Consider the following 18,180-nt stretch of genomic DNA (forward strand, 5'->3'; position numbering starts at 1 on the left):
CACACCCTACACCCCACACCCCACACCCCCACTTCCCCGCTCGATCGAGTACAATAGAGTGTTCAGCAAAAGCGATCAGCTATTAGCTTTGATTAGTCCTTCGGTAAGAATATAAACCAGAGAAAAGAGCCATTAAGAGCGGCAATCAGCTGAAAAAGCTCAAAAACTGAATTTTAGGCTGAAGGCTGACGGTAGCTTGCTGAAAGCTGAATCCCGTTGATAATTTTTTTACTTGAATCACCGTGGTTATCCAAATCGACTCAACTCAAAACTACGAAACCAAAACCCAAGAGATCGCTAGACAACTTTTAGCCGAAACTCGGGAAAAAAAAGGTCTTTGGTCTGCTTTACAGGATCAAATGCGTTGGGATGATAAATTACTCGATTGGGCCATGTCTAACCCCAATTTACGAGTACAATTATTCCGTTTTATTGATTGTTTACCCGCTTTACGCAGTAATGCCGAGATCGCTAATCATCTCCAACAATACCTCGGTGATGCCTCCGTAGAACTGCCCAGTGCGCTGAAAAGTATCCTCAACTTTAGTGATCCTAACTCCCTACCGGCTCAAACGGCCGCCAGTCTGATCAGTAAATCCGTAGAAACCTTAGCTCGTAAGTATATCGCCGGGGAAGACCTAGGGCAAATTACTCGCACTGTCACCCGTCTGCGCAAGGAAAAAATGGCTTTTACCATAGATCTCCTCGGTGAAGCGGTAATTACTGAAGCGGAAACCCAAGTTTATCTACAAAGTTATCTGGATTTAATGACCCATTTGGCTCAAGAAGCGACCAAATGGAATAAAGTTAGCCAAATTGATGAAGCAGATGGCGAGTTACTACCACAAGTGCAGGTTTCTGTCAAGCTAACTGCCTTTTATTCTCAGTTTGATCCCATAGATCCGATTGGCAGTAAGGAGAAAGTTTGCGATCGCATTCGCCTACTGTTGCGACGCGCTCAGGAGTTAGGGGTGGCAGTCCATTTTGATATGGAACAGTACGTTTATAAAAACCTCACCCTGGCTATCCTGAAAGAATTACTCCTAGAAGAAGAATTTCGCAGTCGTACCGATATTGGCATCACCCTACAGGCATATTTAAGAGATTCTGCCCAAGATTTACAAGATTTAATTAATTGGGCCAAAAAGCGCGGTTATCCCCTGACTGTCCGGCTAGTCAAAGGCGCTTACTGGGATCAGGAAACGATTAAATCTCGGCAAAATCACTGGCCACAGCCGGTATATAACGAAAAATCCGCCACCGATGCCAATTATGAGCGGATGACGCGGTTATTATTGGAAAATCATCAATATTTATACGCCGCCATCGGTAGTCATAACGTGCGATCGCAAGCCTTGGCCTGTGCGATCGCAGAAAGTTTAGAAATTCCCCGTCGTCGCTTTGAAATGCAGGTATTGTACGGCATGGGCGACCAATTAGCCAAAGCGTTAGTGAAGCGGGGTCATCGGGTGCGGGTTTATTCCCCCTACGGACAACTCTTACCCGGTATGGCCTACCTAATCCGCCGTTTATTAGAAAATACCGCTAATAGTTCCTTCCTGCGGCAAAATTTGGAGGATCGTCCCGTGGAAGATTTAATCGCAGCCCCCCGGGTTTTAGGCCAGGATAACCCGATTATCCCCGGTTTTCCTAATGCCCCCGATACAGATTATGCTAACGAGCAATTACGAAATAAAGCGAGTCAAGCCCTTACTTTTGTCAAAAATTCCCTCGGTAAGACCTATTTACCCCTAATTAACGGCGAATACGTCGCCACCAATGTTCAAATTAATTCCGTTAATCCCTGTAACCCGCAGGAAATAGTGGGTAAAGTGGGCTTAATTGAGGTGGAACAGGCAGAAAAAGCGATCATAGCGGCGAAACAGGCTTTTCCCGATTGGAAACGCACTCCAGTGGCAAAAAGAGCCGAAATACTGCGAAAAGCGGCAGATTTGATGGAAGCGCGACGACACGAGTTATCGGCCTGGATTTGTTTGGAAGTGGGCAAAGTTATCCAACAGGCGGATCCGGAAGTGTCAGAAGCGATCGATTTTTGCCGTTATTACGCCTCCGAGATGGAAAGACTGGATTTAGGGCATAATTTCGACGTAGCAGGCGAGAATAATCGTTATTCCTACCAACCCCGGGGTATTGCTTTAGTGATTTCCCCCTGGAATTTCCCCCTAGCCATTGCGGTGGGGATGACAGTAGCGGCTTTAGTAGCCGGTAACTGCACGCTATTGAAACCTGCCGAGACTTCCTCGGTGATTACGGCGAAATTTGCCGAGATTCTCCTAGAAGCGGGTATTCCTGCCGGAGTCTTCCAATATATCCCGGGTAAAGGTTCCCAGGTGGGGGCGCATCTAGTCAGCCATCCCGATGTTCACCTAATCGCCTTCACCGGTTCACGAGAAGTGGGCTGTCGCATCTATACAGATGCCTCCATCGTGCAAAAGGGTCAAAAACACCTAAAACGAGTTATCGCCGAAATGGGCGGCAAAAATGCCCTAATTGTCGATGAGAGTGCCGATTTAGATCAGGCCGTTGTCGGTGCGGTTAAGTCCGCTTTTGGCTACACCGGCCAGAAATGTTCGGCCTGTTCGCGGATAATCGTTCTGGAAAGCGTCTATGATAGCTTTGTTGATCGCTTTGTCGAGGCTACCAAGTCCCTCAATATCGGGCCGACGGATTTACCGAGTACGGAAGTAGGACCGGTTATCGACGAGAAAGCTCAAGCAAGAATTCGGGAATACATCGAAACTGGTAAAAAAGAGGCAGAATTGGCTCTAGAGATGCCGATTCCAGAGGTAGGTTATTTCGTCAGTCCCACCGTCTTTAAGAATGTTCCCCCTGATGCGGTAATAGCGATGGAGGAAATTTTTGGTCCGGTGGTGGCAATTATCAAAGTGAGCAATTTTGAGGAAGCTTTAGCTGTAGCTAACGGAACCGACTATGCTCTAACCGGTGGCTTATATTCTCGCACTCCTGCCCATATTAACCGAGCTATGCAGGAATTTGAAGTGGGAAACCTCTATATTAACCGGGGAATCACCGGTGCGATTGTCTCCCGTCAACCCTTCGGGGGTTTCAAGATGTCGGGGGTAGGTTCCAAAGCAGGGGGTCCCGATTATCTCTTGCAATTCCTCGAACCTCGTCACATCAGCGAGAATATTCAACGTCAGGGATTTGCACCGATTGAAGGGGCCGATTAAGCGATATAGCTAAAATTGGTTATTATTGGGGGTTTATACCCCCAAATCTGGTTCATTTATCGGCTAAGACCCATCTTAACCCCCTATCCTTAGATTAGCTCTCTTATTCTTTGTGTGATCTCGCGTAGCGAGCGCGTTGCGACCAGTTTAAATTATATAGGAGCGATCGATCTCTGTGTCCTTTGTGTCTGGAGTGGTTCCTTCCACTCACTCACCAAACCCAATAGAACCGTTGTCTTTCTTACCCGATTTCTTGGCTGTCAACCTACTGCTATATACTTAAGTTTACAATTGCGTCGGCCTATCAAGAAAAGACTATGACGATTGAAACTGTTGCCACAAAACCCTTTAGTGACCAGAAACCGGGGACTTCTGGATTGCGAAAATCCGTTCCCGTTTTTCAACAACCCCATTATCTGGAAAATTTTATTCAAGCTATCTTCAATACTTTAGACGGTATCGAGGGTCAAACCTTAGTCGTCGGTGGAGATGGTCGTTATTATAACCGTCAAGCTATTCAAACTATCCTGAAAATCGCTGCCGCTAACGGTATCGGTAGAATCCTCGTGGGAACCGATGGTATTGTCTCCACTCCCGCTATTTCTGGGTTAATTCGCGAAAATAACGCTTTTGGCGGTATTGTTCTCTCCGCTAGTCATAACCCCGGCGGTCCGGAGGGGGATTTTGGCATTAAGTACAATATTACTAACGGCGGACCGGCCCCGGAAAATATCACCGATGCAATTTATGCCGAGACTAAGGTGATTAGCAGTTATAAAATCCTCTCAGGGGCCGATATTAATCTTGATCGCCCCGGTTCCTTTAAACTGGGAACTATGGATGTGGAAGTGATCGATGCGGTCACTCCCTACGTCAAAATGATGGAAAAGATTTTTGATTTCGATCGCATTCAGACCCTACTCACTTCTGGTAAGTTTAAAATGTGCATGGATTCTCTCCATGCGGTAACCGGTCCCTACGCTTATGCTCTATTTGAACAGCGTTTAGGCGCGCCCAAGGGTACAGTATTAAATGGTATTCCCTTAGAGGACTTTGGTGGGGGTCATCCCGACCCTAACCTAGTCTATGCCCATGATCTGGTAGAAATTCTCTTCGGTCAAGAGGCTCCCGATTTTGGGGCTGCTTCCGATGGAGATGGCGATCGCAATATGATCCTCGGTCAGAATTTTTTTGTTACCCCTAGTGATAGTTTAGCGGTACTAACAGCCAATGCTCATCTAGTACCGGGCTATCAAAATGGTATCACGGGAGTGGCGCGATCGATGCCCACCAGTGCGGCGGCCGATCGCGTAGCGGCTAAACTGGGAATTGACTGTTATGAAACTCCCACCGGTTGGAAATTCTTCGGTAATTTGTTAGATGCGGGGAAAGCAACCCTTTGCGGTGAGGAAAGTTTCGGCACGGGTTCCAATCATATTCGCGAAAAAGATGGTTTATGGGCGGTTCTTTTCTGGTTAAATATTTTGGCAGTTAAAGGGGAATCTGTAGAGGAAATTGTTCGCAGTCATTGGCAAGAATTTGGTCGTAATTTCTATTCTCGTCATGATTATGAAGAAGTCGCCTTAGAACCGGCAAAAGAGATGATGGCACGTCTCCAGAAGCTGGTTTTAGACCTTAAGGGTAAACAATTTGGTAACTATGAAGTGGAATATGCCGATGATTTTAGCTATACGGATCCCGTGGATGGTAGTGTGAGTAAAAATCAAGGTATTCGCATTGGTTTTACCGATGGTTCTCGGATTATTTATCGTCTATCCGGTACGGGAACTAAAGGAGCAACTCTCCGGGTTTATCTAGAAAGTTATGAACCGGACGCAAGTAAACACGATATCGACACCCAAAAGGCCCTACAGCCGTTAATTGATTTAGCTGAAGAAATCGGTCAAATTCGTCAATCTACTGGACGGGAACAACCCACAGTTATTACCTAAAATCTAGGGAGCGGCTATCAGTTTTTATCGGGGAATTTTTTGACCTGCTCATCACTGATAGCTACTCCTTAATTACTTTCATTAATTGCCCTGTGGTACAATTTCTGAATTCCCGTCACTAATTTATCTAAAATCGATCGATGGCTATCGTGAGTCGGATCAAAACTCTGCACTTTGGTTAATAATTTCGCTTCCTGTACGTCCACGTCGTCATCGCTATAGATTAAAGTGCTAATCGATGTTAGTAGATCTTGATAGATTTCTGGACTAGGATTATCGCCTAAATAGGACTCTAACCATCGATAACATTCACTGGTTTTAACTGGTTTTAGTTCCGATAATAGTGGTTTTATCTCCGGATCATCATCAAGTTTTTCCCTCACAGCTACCTGTCGTAAATAATTTCTTTCTGATGGTTGAATGACACCATCAATCCAAGCAACACCGATGAGAATTTTCAGTAATTGTTTATTTTTCATCCCACACTTCCTTGACTAACTTAGCCATAAAAAAACCGTCTTGATTATGTCGATGGGGTAACACTTCGATCGCTCCCGTTTCTGTATAGTATTCTGAGACGCATGAATTAGAGTCAGGAGTGGCCATTTTCCAATCGGGATGAGCGGCTAAAAACTGCTCGATCACTCTTTCATTTTCTAACGGATTTAAAGTACAAGTGGCATAAACTAAGATTCCCTTCGGTTTTACCCAAGTGGCAGCCGAGGCTAAAAGTTCCCCCTGTCGTTTGGCTAGTACAGGTAAATTTTCCGGTGTTTGTCGCCAACGTATATCAGGACGCTTGTGCAGGGTTCCCAATCCTGAACAGGGAGCATCGATTAGTACACGATCAGCGATGCCACACCACTGGGGACGATCGCGACTATCCCCTAGATGTATTTCGATCGCTTTTAAGTCTAATCTTTTAATATTGGCTTCTAACTGTCTTAAACGGGATGGCGTTTGATCACAGGCTAATATTCTACCCTGATCGCCCATTAATTCGGCAATATGAGTGGTTTTTCCCCCCGGTGCCGCACAAGCGTCGATAATTGTCTCTCCGGGCTGGGGATCGAGTAGATAAGTGACTAATTGGGCGCTAATATCCTGTAGGGTGTAATTTCCGGCTCGAAATCCCTCTAAACGCTCAATATTGCCTAAACCAGAGGTTAAACGGCAAGCTAGAGGTAATTTAAGATGATGAAAAGTTATATTGGCTGATTCTAACTCATTTTCTAGGGCTTCTCGGCTAGTTTTCAGGGGATTAATCCGAATATCGAGGTCAGGAGAGCGATTAAACCATTGACACAGTTGTTCCGTTTCCGTAACACTAAAGCGATCTAACCACAATTGCACCAACCAATCGGGGAAACTGTGGAGAATACCCAATCTAGAAGCGGTATTTTCCGGTAAAAGTAAAGGATCGTCGCTATTAGCAGTTAAACGGAGATATTGCCGCAGCATTCCGTTAACCACCGCCGCTAATTTGCCTAAATGACTGATTTTAGTTAATTCTACCGCCGTATTCACCGCCGCTGATGGGGGAATCTGGGAGAGATAGCGCAGTTGATAAAGACCAATATGGAGAATTCGCCGTAAATCTGGGGGTTGCTGGGCCGCGGTTTTTTTCCCCAGGCGATCGAGCAGCGCATCCAAAGTTCTTTGTCGGCGCATTATACCATAAACAATCTCCGTTGTCAAGGCTTTGTCAAGACAATTTAAGGAACTAGCGGACAAATGGCGATCAAGAGCGCGATCGGGATAGGCGGAGGAGCGATCGATATCGCGTAAAATCAGCAAAGCCAGCTGACGAGCATTATTCATGCAGTTTCCAGACGATTGCGGAGGAATTGGCGTAATATAGTCAGCGCCGGAATGGGGATTTCGTGGCCCATATTTAACTCGTGATATTCGACGTTAACCCCCAAACCAAGCAGTAAATCCCTGGCTTGACGAGCGGCAGCGATAGGAACGACGGGATCCTGCTTACCATGAACAATTAAGACATTTTGTGGACCCTGGGGATGGGGTTCACCGTGCAGATAACCACTCAGGGAACCCAATCCCGCCAAGGGTAAGGATAAACCCACATCCAGGGTCATCGCTCCCCCTTGGGAAAAACCGGTCAAAAAAGTCCGCTCTAGGGGAATGCCGGTAGTTGCTTCTAGGGAAATAATCCAATCGTGCAACTGTTGACGACTAGCGACTAAACCTTGATGATCGGAGGTTTCTAGCGCATACCAGGCGCGTCCCCCCGGCACTTGCGGATGATCAAAGGGAGCATTAGGAAACAAAAATTGACAATCAGCCAGATCCAGCATCGATGCAAGGGGGGCCAGATCCATGGCATCGGCACCCCAACCGTGCAGCATGATCACTAGATAGCGAGCGGGATTTTCCGGGGAAGGGGGAATGACAATCGGGTTAAAAGACAGAGTTTTTTCCTCGCAATTCTTTTTTCTCTCTATTCTATAGCGATTTTCCCCGGAGTAAGATGGCTGTGGGGGAGTCTTTTCAGTCAACAGTAATCAGTGAAAAGAAAACCTTGCTCCTTGCCTCATGGCTCTCTTAGGTTTGGTGGGTAAAATGTATTCTAAGATACATTACTCAAGAGCGAGGGAGTGGAGCGAACCACAAAGACACAAAGTACACAAAGATCGATCGATCATATTGTAAGTTAAACTTATCACACAGAACCTAGAAGAGCCAAATTCTCAGTAACATGGCTGAAAGAGAAAGTTTTAAACTGGAAGGTTTAGCAGTATCAAAGGTCAGTAAATTAAGCTGTTCTGTACCCTGAATCAACCCCAGAATAAATTTTTGATCATCGAGTTGGCTTGGTTCACCGTCAGTGTAATCTTTGAGCAGTTTTTGCACTTTCTTTGTTCCTTTAGCTTGGCTCAATTTATTTAGGGTATTTTTAACCATTTTTCGGTTAACGTTGGCGGGAAAAGCTGACATAGTTTGGATGCGCTTTTGAATCCTACTTAGTCGTTCTGAATTGAGTTGGATATTTTCTAAAATAGCAGTTTCTTCTAGGTCTTGGCTTAATTTTTGTTTAACTTGAACCAGTTGTTCATAAAGCTGCTGGGCTAGGTTAATGATTGGTTTCGCGGGAACAATCTGGCTGGCTTGAGGGGTTTTAAAAGCTGTGGCGATTGCTACTCCCAAACCATCATTTTCTCTGCTTAGATCGTTCCAATAAATTAGTTGATTTTGTTCGGGAATTGGTTGACCATTAGGGTCAAAGTAATTAAGAGTTAAAGCGACTACACTGGTGGGTAATTCCGAGGTGGTAAATTGACCGATAGTTAGGGGATTGGGCTGATATTTTTCTCCTAATCTTTCGTAGAGCTTCCGCAATTCTTCACTATGCAAAAGCTCGTTTTGACTGTAGAGGTTGCGGCTAGTTTCTTGTTTTTGATAGGTTTGTTCTTGAAAACTTTCTTGTTCGAGTTGTCGGGCTTTAATTAGACTGTGGATGAAGTCAATATAACCGGGGAGAATTTGATCGTCAAAGTAGGTATCTCCATAAACGGAAGCGCCCAACTCCTCTACATTACTGATATGGGGAATTTTGTCATCTTTGGCCAGTTCCCCAATTAGTTTCTTATTCAGGTTAGCTAGTCGGCCCGCTTGTCTGAGTAGCTGACTTTCACTGTTGGCGTAATAGATGTAAATATATTGGCAAGGATGGGATTTGGGGCGATCGATTCTGCCGATGCGCTGTTCCAAGACCATGGGATTCCAGGGGAGGTCAATGTTAATTAGATAGTCGGCATCTTGCAGGTTTTGACCGACGGAGAGGGTTTCTGAACCGATGAGGACGGCTATTTCCTGTTCTAGTAAAGGGCGTTCGTTCGGGTTTTTACAAGTGGCTTCGGGGGCAAATAAACGGAATAATTGTTGGCGCTGGAGTCCGGTTTGCTGGTTGTTTCCTTTGAGGGCGTTGTTTGGCGCAATCTTAACCGATTTTTCATCGATGTAGTAAAGTTTGTGACTGCCCATTGCCATGCCAATTCCTTTGGAGGCAATGACCTGATTTTGGCTCATGTAGCGGTAGTAATCAATGACGGTATCGGAGAAAGTAGAAATTAGTAAAACTTTGTGACCATCAGCAACTAATTCCATGACTTTCCGGCTAACTTGCTGTCGTTTGTGGTCGGTGACAAATTCATTGGCTAAGAGGACTGAAATCTGCTGTAGTTGCTCTAAATCACTATGACAGTCAGCGAGAATGCGGTTATAGATATTTTTAGCTTCTAGGGGATTATTTTTCAGTTTATCGGTGGCTAGGTCAATAGAGCGGCGTAACTGTTGACGTTTTTCCCCTTTGTTGCTGTCAGTTTCTTCTTCATCTTCTTCCTCTTCCCAATAATCCTCATCCCCATTTTCTTCTATCCCCAACCAGTCGGTTTCTCTTCCTGTTTTTTCAGCTTGAAATTTGTAATGTTGTAAGAGAAATTGTTTTAACCCTTCGGCATCCGGGGTGACTTGTTCGAGTTGCTGTTTGAGTAAGGAAATGCGATCGCTAAAGTTTTTAATGGTTCGTCGTAGAGCATACATACTAGACTCTGCCCGTTGTAAAAACATCCGGCGCTGGTTTTTCAGTAAAGAACGCTGTTCCACTGTGCTGGTTAAGTAACGGATGGGGTCGGCAAAGGGAATAAACAGATTATCTTCAAACTGACTGAAGATCCGTTCTAATGCTTGTTCGGTTTCTGGTTCAAATTGGACGGGCAGCCATTGGGCAAGGCGTTGGGCATAGAGTTGTAAGTCTGGGGTGGCTTCTCTCAACATCTTGCGGGTACGCTGTAAGAAGAGTTCTCGATAGGTGCGCCGGAAAATATTGGTGGTATCGGTAAAGTTTTCTATTCCTATTTCTCGGCTGGCAAACCATTCTTTGACTTCGGGGGGAAAGCCTAATTCTTGGAAGCCTTCGGGACGGGTGAGAAAGGGAGAAAGGATGTTATAGATGTCTTCGCGGCGGTTGTTCCAAGGGGTTGCCGTCAGGAGCAGGTAATATCTTTGTCTTTCAATCTGGCGATCGTGTTCTTTAATTTGCAGGCAGGTTTTATGGATGCGGTTGTTATAGTTACGGATGCCTTCATGAGCTTCATCGATGATGACTAAATCTGCCGCACCCCCATGGCGGGTAAATTCATCATAAAAGCGATCGCCGCCACGACTCATTAGGTTTTTATTGTAGAGTTCGTAGTGTTTCTTGGCGATCAATCCTAATTCTGCCATTTCTCTCTCCCAGTTCGGGTGGAGTTTTTTGGCAGCAATAATGGCAATTTTAGTTTGAGGATTTTCTTCTAGGTAGAGTTTTGTTACCGCAGCAGCAAGGCGGGTTTTTCCTAAGCCTACCGCATCGGCACAAACCACTACGCCAAAGTTCTGCATGACTCTCAAACAATGTTGTGCGCCGGATTTTTGATGTTCAAACAGGATGTCTTGATTAACCAGTCGATCTAAAATGTTACTGGATTGAATGTTGAGCAGGTGGGGGCGTTGTTGGGCTAACCAGTAGAGAAAATCATCGGGGGTTCCCTGTTTTCCCTGTAGGATTAGTTCAATCGCTTGTTTAAATCCGGCTATTTCTTCCCATTCAGGTAAGGTTATTTCTTGTTTAATAGTTGGGGCTTGATTTGGCGTAATCTGATAAGTTCCCTGTTTCTCTTTGACTCTAAAAGTTTTTAAAGAAGTGGAGGGATGTTCGGGATCAACGGTGACAGTTCCTGTTAGGAGATGGGGTTGTTTTTCCTCTATTTCTACTGCGATTAAGGGATTATCGGGAATCTCAATTTCTTCAATTTTGTCTAGGTTTTTACCCTTAATTTTAATATTTGTAGTTGCGCCTGCGGGAAATTCTTGAGGACTAATTGTCTCTATTTGAGGTTGAATTTGTTGTTGTCGGCGCTGTTTTTCTGCTAAGACTTGTTGCAAAAATTCTTGAGTTAAATCAAAGCTTAATTCTGGCTCTTGCCATTCTTGGTCAAATTCGATTATTGACTGTTGAATTGTCTCTAAATCTAAGGAGTCTGAGTAATATAAAAAGGTGATACTCTCGGCGTTACTACTATGAGCAGCACCAGTGAAGTTATCTGAGCCTTCATGTAAAATAGAGTTACCTAAACTATCGGTTAAAATCCCTGTTTTTTTATGATAAATACCTCTAGTTTCTTGCATTTTAACAAGTTTGATGGTAAGGATTCCCAACCTAACTAATTCCGCTAGAATAGTGGTACTGCTAAAGGTTTTATCAGCTAGTCCTTGTAAAAATTCGGTTAAAGTTCGGGTAATATATTGTTGACGATATTCGGGGTTGTGGAGTTTTTCTAATTCTTGAACATCTCGTTTATTGGTGAAGCCTTGCCAGTCCATTAAGAGTTTAATCTGACCTTCATTTAAGACTAAATTAAAAAGAGGTTCTTCATAAAGTTTGAGAACTCCACTATTAAAGTAGGCGGTACTTCTTCTATAGATTTTAGTACGTTCTAAATAGGCAGCAATAAATTGATTGTATTTGTCTAGCTGTTCGGGTAAATTAAATCTACGTCTTTTTTTATGTTCTATTTCGATAAATGTTCCACGAATTAAGCTTTCTTCTTTGCTGGCATTTTCGAGGTTTAAGAATTGTTCAATAATGGTTAATTTACTGGTGCGTAGCAAGGCAATGCTGGGGATATTCCCCTCTCGTTTGGGGGTATATTCAAAGATATGGGCTATATTAATATCTATCCGAAATAGCTTATAGGTAGAATGTTTTTTTAATCCCAAAAAACTCACTATATTTTGTAAAAGGTTCTCTGCATCTCGATGTTTAAAAATCAGCCAATAGTTATTATTAATTCCTTTGATGTAATCCCCTTGAGGGTGGTAGTAGGGGCGTTGTTGTTTTATCAAGTCTTGGATTACGGTTTCGAGCATAAATCTTGCTGACTATATTTACTTGATGGAAAAACTAGGTATAGCAGCATCGATTAACTGCATTAATTTGATGGTTTCTGCTAGGGCTACTACTATCTTATGATAGTGCAGTATATCCTCGTCTGACAAGGTGCGTCCTTTTCTGTCTTTTAACCATTTCTGACAAACTTGATAACCGCCAAGATATGAGAAAAGAGGTAATCTGATTTAATAAATTATCGATATGTCTCCTTATCTCCCTCGGTATGTGAAATATTATTAAAGGTTTACTAAACTAATAAAACTTGGAACCCTGCTTGGATAAAATGACGATCAGTCGTTAGAGCATCGGTTAAATGTTGTTGCTCCATAACAACAAAAGAAATACAATCAACTAATCCCCAGTTTTTATCTAATCGAGATTCATAAAGAGTCAATCCTTGATGAAAAAGTTGAGGACTAATATTGACAACTCTCATGTTTTGTGTATGGTAACATTGTTTGATAAAATTAGTAGCTTTTTGACGATTAAATGTACTTAAAGCATTCCCTACTTCCATTAAAACTGCCTCAGTAGTCCAAACTTCTAAGGCATTTTTAACCTTAGGTAATAATTTTAAGGCTTGGGCATGATATTGGTCTTGCTTATTCAGAACTGCTTGAATAAATGCTGTGTCGATAAACAGTCTTTCTTTACTCATCATTTACCTCTCGTTTCGGTGTTCCATAAAGGTAATGATCATGTTCTTTTGACCAGTCTTCTGGGGCTTCAATAGTTCCAGCCATATCTTCTAAAATGTCCCAAGCATCTCCTGAAGGTTTTTCTGGTATTTCTGCTTCTGAGACGATGGAAATAAGGTAACGGGTATTAGATTTTAAGTCTATATCTGTCTCAGGATGAAAGACTTTACCATCAAAAATAACGGTTAATTGTTTTGTCATTTTTTTATCCTTTATCAATCTAAATTTACTCAATAGGAAAACCCGGAATCGCAGCATCGATTAACTGCATTAATTTGATGGTTTCGGCTAGGGCGACCACTATCTTATGATAGTGCAATATGTCCTCATCTGACAAGGTGCGTCCCTGGCGGTCTTTTAACCATTTCTGACAGACTTGATAACCGCCAATATAGTAGTAGTGAACATGATGCAGTAACCAGTCATAATTGCTGTCGCGGGTGCAGTAGAGGTGTCTGTGGTAGATTTGGGTCATGGGGATATCAAGAAACTACTTAAAAAGTAAATTTGGTTGGTTACGGACTCAGGCTTATAAGCAGAGATGAATGTCATTAAACCCCGCAAGCATTGACTAATTGAGTACTGCTGTTGAGGAATAATCAAAATTCCCCTATGAGTTTCGTTAGTCTCAATGAATTGAATATGTAATTGCACAAAATCAGCAACATTGGCTGTGCAAATAACACGGTTTTGAGACGCTGCCCATTTTAATTGTTCCTCATCACTCAAACCCTCTCGACCCTCTGTTAAGACAGTCGTTACATCGACACCTCGATTAGCTAAAGCTTGAACTAACGAGTGTGACATCATATCTTCATCCAGATATAGCCTCAGTTGGGTCATGAATGAGAACCTGGCGACTGTGAATAAAGTTGACTATATCGCTGATAATCTGTCTGGTCTTGAGCCAAAAGTTGTTCAATTTCTTCTCGATTAGCATGATAATAAGCTAAAGCGGCATAAATTTTTGCCAGTTCTATATGGGGATATTCATTTTGAATCGCTTCAGCATTAAGTCCTTGTTTCCATAGCGTTGCAATACGCCCAACTGTGATTCGCGTCCCGGCAATGCGAGGCCGATTACCACAAGTTTCAGGGCTACTAATAATTAAAGTTCCAATATCGATAACAGTAGCAGTCATAATCTAATCATCTCCTTTATCTTATGATAGTGCAGTATGTTCTCATCTGATAGGGTGCGTCCCTAGCGGTTTTATTCATTTTTGGCTTTGGCGTTTTTGTCGAACATAATTATGGAAATCATCAATTGTTAACTGATCTAACCACTGATGGCACTCTTTGGTATAATCACCACTACCGCTATCATATTGATGAATAAAGCGCATAGCATCCACAATACCTAAAGCATCAACTAAAGCCTTAAATACCTTTCTTTGTAATTCAATCGCTGTCATTTTCATCTCTTCTTAAAGTAAAAGTTCAAATGTTTGATTATTTAGCCAACGATAAACAGTAAAATCTCGCCTATCTGTGGTTAATATTCTGTTCTCTTGAATTGTTTCAGCTAATACTACTAAAGAAGCATCAGCTAAGTCCATTGGCAAATTCAAATATTTTATCATTAATTCTAGCATTCGTTCTAAATGAATATTTTCTAGATGAAAAATTTTAATACTCCCTTGAGTTAATTGACGTATAAATTTGAATTGAGCATCATTTCCGCATCTTTCCCAAAGAAGATAACTGGTTTCTACCACCACTGGATAAGTGGTAATTAATGGCTCTTTTAATGTGACAAGTTTTTGTTTGGCTTTGGCATGAAAATTATCGTTTTTATTCCCTAAAGCAACAAAAAAACCTGTATCAGCAATAATCATAATTACCCAATATCTTTTCTGGACAAAATACCTTGGGCGATTTCCTCTGATTTTGCCGCTAAATCTGGTTCATCAGCAAAACAACCAATAAAATCACTATTTCTTAAGTCTGCTAAAGGATCCTCATTGTCTAAACCATCTTTTGCTGGAATATTCAGAGTTTTTTTTGTTGTGATAAAAGAGGTAATCTGATTTAATAAATTGTCGATCAGAGTTAATTCTTCTGTGTTTAGTAGGTCAAGTTTTTCGTTTATTTTTTGCTTAATTTCGATATTATTCATGATAATTTTTCCTTAATTACTCAATAGGAAAACCCGGAATCGCAGCATCGATTAACTGCATTAATTTGATGGTTTCGGCTAGGGCTACTACTATCTTATGATAGTGCAGTATATCCTCATCTGATAGGGTGCGTCCTTTTCTGTCTTTTAACCATTTCTGACAAACTTGATAACCGCCAATATAGAAGTTCCAAACTGCTTCAGGTACTCCTCTAAAACAGTCTCCTTGTTTGTTAATGTGGACTTCTCCTTTGCTATATTTGGGATGTCCTGCCGCTACAATTCTATCGCTTTTACTCACAAAAGATAGATCCCCCCAACCCCCCTTAATAAGGGGGGCTTCCACTCCCCCCCTTTTTGAAGAGGGGGCTAAGGGAGGATCAAGTTTAGGAGATGTCATCAGGTGAAGCTGTACCAGTTGTTCTCCGTATTCTGCGAGTTGACGGAATAGGTTATCGTTGCTGGTGAGGGGTACTCTGGGAAAGTCTATCTTGAGAAATTCGGCGTAACGGCTGCGATAGGTGGGAGAATGAAAGACGGCGTAGATGTAGTAAAAGATTGTTTCTGGTGTAGGTAAGTAACCGAGTTTTGTTTCTAGGGTTTTGAGAAAGTCTGGGGAGAAGTTGGGACGTTTTTCTTGTTGGAGTTCTTGAGCTTTATCGGAGTCTGGGTAGAGGTAGAGGGGAAAAATTACCCCCCCTTCTTTTGTTCTAACAGAGATAATATGTTGATCGGTAAGATTATCAGTTACATATATATGCTCAAATGGTAATGAAGCTAACTGACGAACAGTTACTAATGCTATATTCTTTTTCTGATCTAAATGTTGCATAATACGACGATTTAAACGAGCAACAAACTTTTCGTGATAAAAAATAAATCTATTATCAAACGGTCTAAAACACTCGGATTTAATATATTTAACTATTTGATTAACATCTACAGATTTTCTTGCCATATTTGTGTTCCACATATCGTTATCAACAAGTCTTAAATTAAATTCTTGTGCAGACTGATTGTCCGTTTTCTCTGGATCAAGAAAACTGGCGATTTGTTTTTTTACTGAATTAATAGAGTAATTAATTACTAATTTATCTCTTTTGGTAAGACATCCCAAAGAATATTCGTTCATAAACTCTGTTAGTTTAAATCCTTGTTCATATTCACCAAATAAATCAGTATCTTGAGGAATCAACAAATAAAAAGGAGATTGAGGGTTAACCTCATGAAAATTAGTAGAGTTAACCGTATTTTCTTTTAATATTTGATATTTATCTTCTCTTAAACCGTATAAATGAGCGTGATAGATTTTAGCCATGATTAAACCTCCTCTTTTTATAAACGTTTAACTATATAACAATCAAATACCTGATCATAACTAATAACAGGAACATTTTCGGCTATTGCTTGAGCAATAATCATCCGGTCAAAAGGATCTTGATGCTGAAAAGGTAATTGAGCTACTTGTTCAAAATGTAGTAAATTAAGAGGCAAAATCTGAAAATCATTTATCTGAATTTGTGACTCAATAAATTCTCGAAAAGGCGAATCAAAAGTTAATTTTCTTAGACTATATTTGATAGCCATTTCCCAAATACTAGCTTGACTAAGATAAACCAGATTTTCTCTCTCATTAATCATAATTTTATGGTTATCTCGCAATTGTTTATTATTAGTGACATACCAAAGAAATACATGAGTATCTATTAAAACTTTGAGCATAATTACATATAATCCGCAAAATCAGTTAAAGGAGCATCAAAATCATCGGCTATCCAAACTTTTCCCGCAGCACTTCCGGGTTGACGCGGTGGTTTCTTGGCTAACTTGACAGGACTTAATTTAATTACAGGTTGATTATTTTCTGTAATAATAATTTCTTCACCTTTCAGGACAGCTTCCAATAAATCATTAAATTGATTTTTTGCTTGTTTTAATTCAACTGTATTCATTAGTGTACCCCACTGATAAACAATACAAACATTAGTTTAACCGAAAGGCTTTATACTTGCCTACGCTATGCTGAAAATTCAAACAATAACATTCTAGCTTATCTCCTAGTATAGCTCCTTCAGGGTTCGGTAGCTTCATGGTGTCATTAAGCTTTTTACCATTATACCAATACTAACCCCCTGCTGAATATCAAAGACATTTTCATCTTTACTACCATCAGGACAAATTTCTTTTTTCTTACTGTTACCATGTAAATCATAAATAAAAATCTCATCAAAAGTATTAATTAACTTTTGTTTCGTGCCTCGAAAAGTAGGATTATCTAAAAAGCCATGATTATTATTAACTCCTCCATTTGGGGTAAAGCTAAAGTTAACTGCTGCTTTTCTTCCCTTAACTTAATATCCTCTAGAGTGTTAATTAAATAAACCCCCAACCGCTAATTAAGATATCATCACAATATAGCTTTAAACTACGAGACATAAATAGCCTCCTCTTTGATAGAGTTAATAACTTGGGTTTTTAACATTTTTTTTGTTACTAAATCTACAGACAAACCCAAATTATCTTCTAAAAAAAACTTCCATATATTTATCAAAGGTAACTTTTCTTTGAAATTCTACTAATAAATCTAAATCACTTGTTGCTTTTGCTTCATCTCTAGCAAAAGGTTCATATTTTTACTCCATTATATTAGAACATATTTGGGTTCTACCGAACTTGTCATACAAAAATAACACTAAAAAGAAACTGCTTGTTTTTTCGTTATCCCCATGGACACCAACTCAATTTGAGATTCAGACACTTCTACCGTATTTAGAGGAATTAACCCCTCTAAACTATAACCATCTTCTCCTTCAGGATTGGGATAATGTTCAACAATAGTACCCAAATCACCCTGACTTAAACCATACTCAGGTAAATCTTCAATTAAACGAACTTGGGTAAATAAACTAAATTTCATGCTCTAACCTCCTTCAAACGGAAATAAAGTAACAAATTTTGTTTCAGTAGGTGTAACCATCCAAATGGTTTTGACTGAGAGAATCTTATTATTAACTCCTCTTAAATTACCAATAATTTCATATTTTTGACCATATTTAGTTTTAGTGGTAGGAGTTGCTTCTAAAGTAAGGATTTGCTCTCTTAAATCTTTTTCTAATTGTACCCAATTATCTTGATTATAACCAGCTTGAGCTAAATATTGTGATTTATCATCTTTAGGCAATAACACTAAAAGATAATCTTTCAATTTAGCTGGAGAAATAACCGTCTTAGGATCAAGCAAAGCCAT

Annotated in this window: 20 protein-coding genes and 1 pseudogene; 2 read left to right on the top strand and 19 right to left on the bottom strand. The window is 41.1% G+C overall.

Annotated features, from left to right (window positions below; translation table 11 throughout):
* Nucleotides 1-242 precede the first annotated feature (242 nt).
* Both pruA and H6G40_RS02670 read left to right on the top strand, forming a co-directional pair.
* Nucleotides 243-3,212 carry an L-glutamate gamma-semialdehyde dehydrogenase gene (pruA, locus tag H6G40_RS02665; protein ID WP_190537245.1) on the top strand — a complete coding sequence of 990 codons (2,970 nt, stop codon included), beginning with the start codon at nucleotides 243-245 and terminating at the stop codon, nucleotides 3,210-3,212.
* Nucleotides 3,213-3,529: 317 nt separating this feature from the next.
* Nucleotides 3,530-5,164 carry an alpha-D-glucose phosphate-specific phosphoglucomutase gene (locus H6G40_RS02670; RefSeq protein WP_069475270.1) on the top strand — a complete coding sequence of 545 codons (1,635 nt, stop codon included), beginning with the start codon at nucleotides 3,530-3,532 and terminating at the stop codon, nucleotides 5,162-5,164.
* Between the two features lie 68 nt (nucleotides 5,165-5,232).
* Here H6G40_RS02670 and H6G40_RS02675 read toward each other — a convergent pair whose 3' ends face one another.
* The 19 genes and pseudogenes from H6G40_RS02675 to H6G40_RS02760 all read right to left on the bottom strand — a co-directional run bounded on the left by H6G40_RS02675 (nucleotide 5,233) and on the right by H6G40_RS02760 (nucleotide 18,180).
* On the bottom strand, nucleotides 5,233-5,643 hold the full coding sequence (locus H6G40_RS02675) for a tellurite resistance TerB family protein (protein WP_190537247.1): 411 nt from the start codon (nucleotides 5,641-5,643) through the stop codon (nucleotides 5,233-5,235).
* Entirely contained in the window at nucleotides 5,633-6,985 is a 1,353-nt protein-coding gene (locus H6G40_RS02680) for a 16S rRNA (cytosine(967)-C(5))-methyltransferase (RefSeq protein WP_190537249.1), read from the bottom strand. Before H6G40_RS02680 ends, H6G40_RS02675 begins: the two co-directional genes overlap by 11 nt.
* On the bottom strand, nucleotides 6,982-7,575 hold the full coding sequence (locus tag H6G40_RS02685) for an alpha/beta hydrolase (RefSeq protein WP_306766099.1): 594 nt from the start codon (nucleotides 7,573-7,575) through the stop codon (nucleotides 6,982-6,984). The genes H6G40_RS02680 and H6G40_RS02685 overlap by 4 nt, the downstream gene beginning before the upstream one ends.
* A gap of 283 nt (nucleotides 7,576-7,858) precedes the next feature.
* On the bottom strand, nucleotides 7,859-12,094 hold the full coding sequence (locus H6G40_RS02690; RefSeq protein ID WP_190537251.1) for a helicase-related protein: 4,236 nt from the start codon (nucleotides 12,092-12,094) through the stop codon (nucleotides 7,859-7,861).
* A gap of 18 nt (nucleotides 12,095-12,112) precedes the next feature.
* Nucleotides 12,113-12,223 carry a hypothetical protein gene (locus H6G40_RS02695; RefSeq protein ID WP_242028700.1) on the bottom strand — a complete coding sequence of 37 codons (111 nt, stop codon included), beginning with the start codon at nucleotides 12,221-12,223 and terminating at the stop codon, nucleotides 12,113-12,115.
* Nucleotides 12,224-12,363: 140 nt separating this feature from the next.
* Complete coding sequence (locus H6G40_RS02700; RefSeq protein ID WP_069475266.1) at nucleotides 12,364-12,774, bottom strand: type II toxin-antitoxin system VapC family toxin; 411 nt, start codon at nucleotides 12,772-12,774, stop codon at nucleotides 12,364-12,366.
* Nucleotides 12,767-13,015: a hypothetical protein gene (locus H6G40_RS02705; protein WP_002737385.1), complete on the bottom strand. Its 249-nt coding sequence runs from the start codon at nucleotides 13,013-13,015 to the stop codon at nucleotides 12,767-12,769. Before H6G40_RS02705 ends, H6G40_RS02700 begins: the two co-directional genes overlap by 8 nt.
* A gap of 25 nt (nucleotides 13,016-13,040) precedes the next feature.
* On the bottom strand, nucleotides 13,041-13,289 hold the full coding sequence (locus H6G40_RS02710) for a type ISP restriction/modification enzyme (protein WP_002792387.1): 249 nt from the start codon (nucleotides 13,287-13,289) through the stop codon (nucleotides 13,041-13,043).
* The gene (locus H6G40_RS02715; RefSeq protein ID WP_002775970.1) at nucleotides 13,286-13,657 is read right to left on the bottom strand and encodes a DUF5615 family PIN-like protein; all 372 of its coding nucleotides are present in this window, start codon (nucleotides 13,655-13,657) and stop codon (nucleotides 13,286-13,288) included. The genes H6G40_RS02710 and H6G40_RS02715 overlap by 4 nt, the downstream gene beginning before the upstream one ends.
* On the bottom strand, nucleotides 13,654-13,956 hold the full coding sequence (locus H6G40_RS02720) for a DUF433 domain-containing protein (protein WP_002736907.1): 303 nt from the start codon (nucleotides 13,954-13,956) through the stop codon (nucleotides 13,654-13,656). The genes H6G40_RS02715 and H6G40_RS02720 overlap by 4 nt, the downstream gene beginning before the upstream one ends.
* A 75-nt stretch (nucleotides 13,957-14,031) precedes the next feature.
* Entirely contained in the window at nucleotides 14,032-14,229 is a 198-nt protein-coding gene (locus H6G40_RS02725; RefSeq protein ID WP_069475277.1) for a hypothetical protein, read from the bottom strand.
* 12 nt (nucleotides 14,230-14,241) lie between these two features.
* A complete protein-coding gene (locus H6G40_RS02730) occupies nucleotides 14,242-14,652 on the bottom strand; it encodes a type II toxin-antitoxin system VapC family toxin (RefSeq protein WP_002737382.1) in 411 nt (136 codons plus the stop codon).
* Nucleotides 14,653-14,654: 2 nt separating this feature from the next.
* Nucleotides 14,655-14,933, bottom strand: a complete 279-nt coding sequence (locus H6G40_RS02735) for a hypothetical protein (RefSeq protein ID WP_002736884.1) — start codon at nucleotides 14,931-14,933, stop codon at nucleotides 14,655-14,657.
* Nucleotides 14,934-14,949: 16 nt separating this feature from the next.
* Nucleotides 14,950-16,251 (bottom strand): type ISP restriction/modification enzyme, encoded by a 1,302-nt coding sequence (locus H6G40_RS02740; RefSeq protein WP_069475265.1) that lies wholly within the window; start codon nucleotides 16,249-16,251, stop codon nucleotides 14,950-14,952.
* Between the two features lie 17 nt (nucleotides 16,252-16,268).
* Entirely contained in the window at nucleotides 16,269-16,655 is a 387-nt protein-coding gene (locus H6G40_RS02745; RefSeq protein ID WP_002754453.1) for a type II toxin-antitoxin system VapC family toxin, read from the bottom strand.
* A gap of 2 nt (nucleotides 16,656-16,657) precedes the next feature.
* Nucleotides 16,658-16,885, bottom strand: a complete 228-nt coding sequence (locus H6G40_RS02750; protein WP_002742618.1) for a type II toxin-antitoxin system Phd/YefM family antitoxin — start codon at nucleotides 16,883-16,885, stop codon at nucleotides 16,658-16,660.
* A 135-nt stretch (nucleotides 16,886-17,020) separates the two neighbouring features.
* A pseudogene (locus tag H6G40_RS24090) lies at nucleotides 17,021-17,325 on the bottom strand (N-6 DNA methylase); the annotation flags it as partial.
* 300 nt (nucleotides 17,326-17,625) lie between these two features.
* On the bottom strand, nucleotides 17,626-17,850 hold the full coding sequence (locus H6G40_RS02755; RefSeq protein ID WP_002735184.1) for a DUF4926 domain-containing protein: 225 nt from the start codon (nucleotides 17,848-17,850) through the stop codon (nucleotides 17,626-17,628).
* A 3-nt stretch (nucleotides 17,851-17,853) separates the two neighbouring features.
* Complete coding sequence (locus H6G40_RS02760; RefSeq protein WP_002749521.1) at nucleotides 17,854-18,180, bottom strand: DUF6883 domain-containing protein; 327 nt, start codon at nucleotides 18,178-18,180, stop codon at nucleotides 17,854-17,856.

The sequence above is a fragment of the Microcystis viridis FACHB-1342 genome, from assembly GCF_014698335.1.
Taxonomy (GTDB): Bacteria; Cyanobacteriota; Cyanobacteriia; order Cyanobacteriales; family Microcystaceae; genus Microcystis; species Microcystis ichthyoblabe_A.

Coding starts and splice junctions, on each gene's coding strand:
- H6G40_RS02670 (WP_069475270.1), top strand. CDS start 3,530: ATGACGATTGAAACTGTTGCCACAAAACCCTTTAGTGACCAGAAACCG.
- H6G40_RS02675 (WP_190537247.1), bottom strand. CDS start 5,643: ATGAAAAATAAACAATTACTGAAAATTCTCATCGGTGTTGCTTGGATT.
- H6G40_RS02680 (WP_190537249.1), bottom strand. CDS start 6,985: ATGAATAATGCTCGTCAGCTGGCTTTGCTGATTTTACGCGATATCGAT.
- H6G40_RS02690 (WP_190537251.1), bottom strand. CDS start 12,094: ATGCTCGAAACCGTAATCCAAGACTTGATAAAACAACAACGCCCCTAC.
- H6G40_RS02700 (WP_069475266.1), bottom strand. CDS start 12,774: ATGAGTAAAGAAAGACTGTTTATCGACACAGCATTTATTCAAGCAGTT.
- H6G40_RS02705 (WP_002737385.1), bottom strand. CDS start 13,015: ATGACAAAACAATTAACCGTTATTTTTGATGGTAAAGTCTTTCATCCT.
- H6G40_RS02710 (WP_002792387.1), bottom strand. CDS start 13,289: ATGACCCAAATCTACCACAGACACCTCTACTGCACCCGCGACAGCAAT.
- H6G40_RS02715 (WP_002775970.1), bottom strand. CDS start 13,657: ATGACCCAACTGAGGCTATATCTGGATGAAGATATGATGTCACACTCG.
- H6G40_RS02720 (WP_002736907.1), bottom strand. CDS start 13,956: ATGACTGCTACTGTTATCGATATTGGAACTTTAATTATTAGTAGCCCT.
- H6G40_RS02725 (WP_069475277.1), bottom strand. CDS start 14,229: ATGACAGCGATTGAATTACAAAGAAAGGTATTTAAGGCTTTAGTTGAT.
- H6G40_RS02730 (WP_002737382.1), bottom strand. CDS start 14,652: ATGATTATTGCTGATACAGGTTTTTTTGTTGCTTTAGGGAATAAAAAC.
- H6G40_RS02735 (WP_002736884.1), bottom strand. CDS start 14,933: ATGAATAATATCGAAATTAAGCAAAAAATAAACGAAAAACTTGACCTA.
- H6G40_RS02740 (WP_069475265.1), bottom strand. CDS start 16,251: ATGGCTAAAATCTATCACGCTCATTTATACGGTTTAAGAGAAGATAAA.
- H6G40_RS02745 (WP_002754453.1), bottom strand. CDS start 16,655: ATGCTCAAAGTTTTAATAGATACTCATGTATTTCTTTGGTATGTCACT.
- H6G40_RS02750 (WP_002742618.1), bottom strand. CDS start 16,885: ATGAATACAGTTGAATTAAAACAAGCAAAAAATCAATTTAATGATTTA.
- H6G40_RS02755 (WP_002735184.1), bottom strand. CDS start 17,850: ATGAAATTTAGTTTATTTACCCAAGTTCGTTTAATTGAAGATTTACCT.
- H6G40_RS02760 (WP_002749521.1), bottom strand. CDS start 18,180: ATGGCTTTGCTTGATCCTAAGACGGTTATTTCTCCAGCTAAATTGAAA.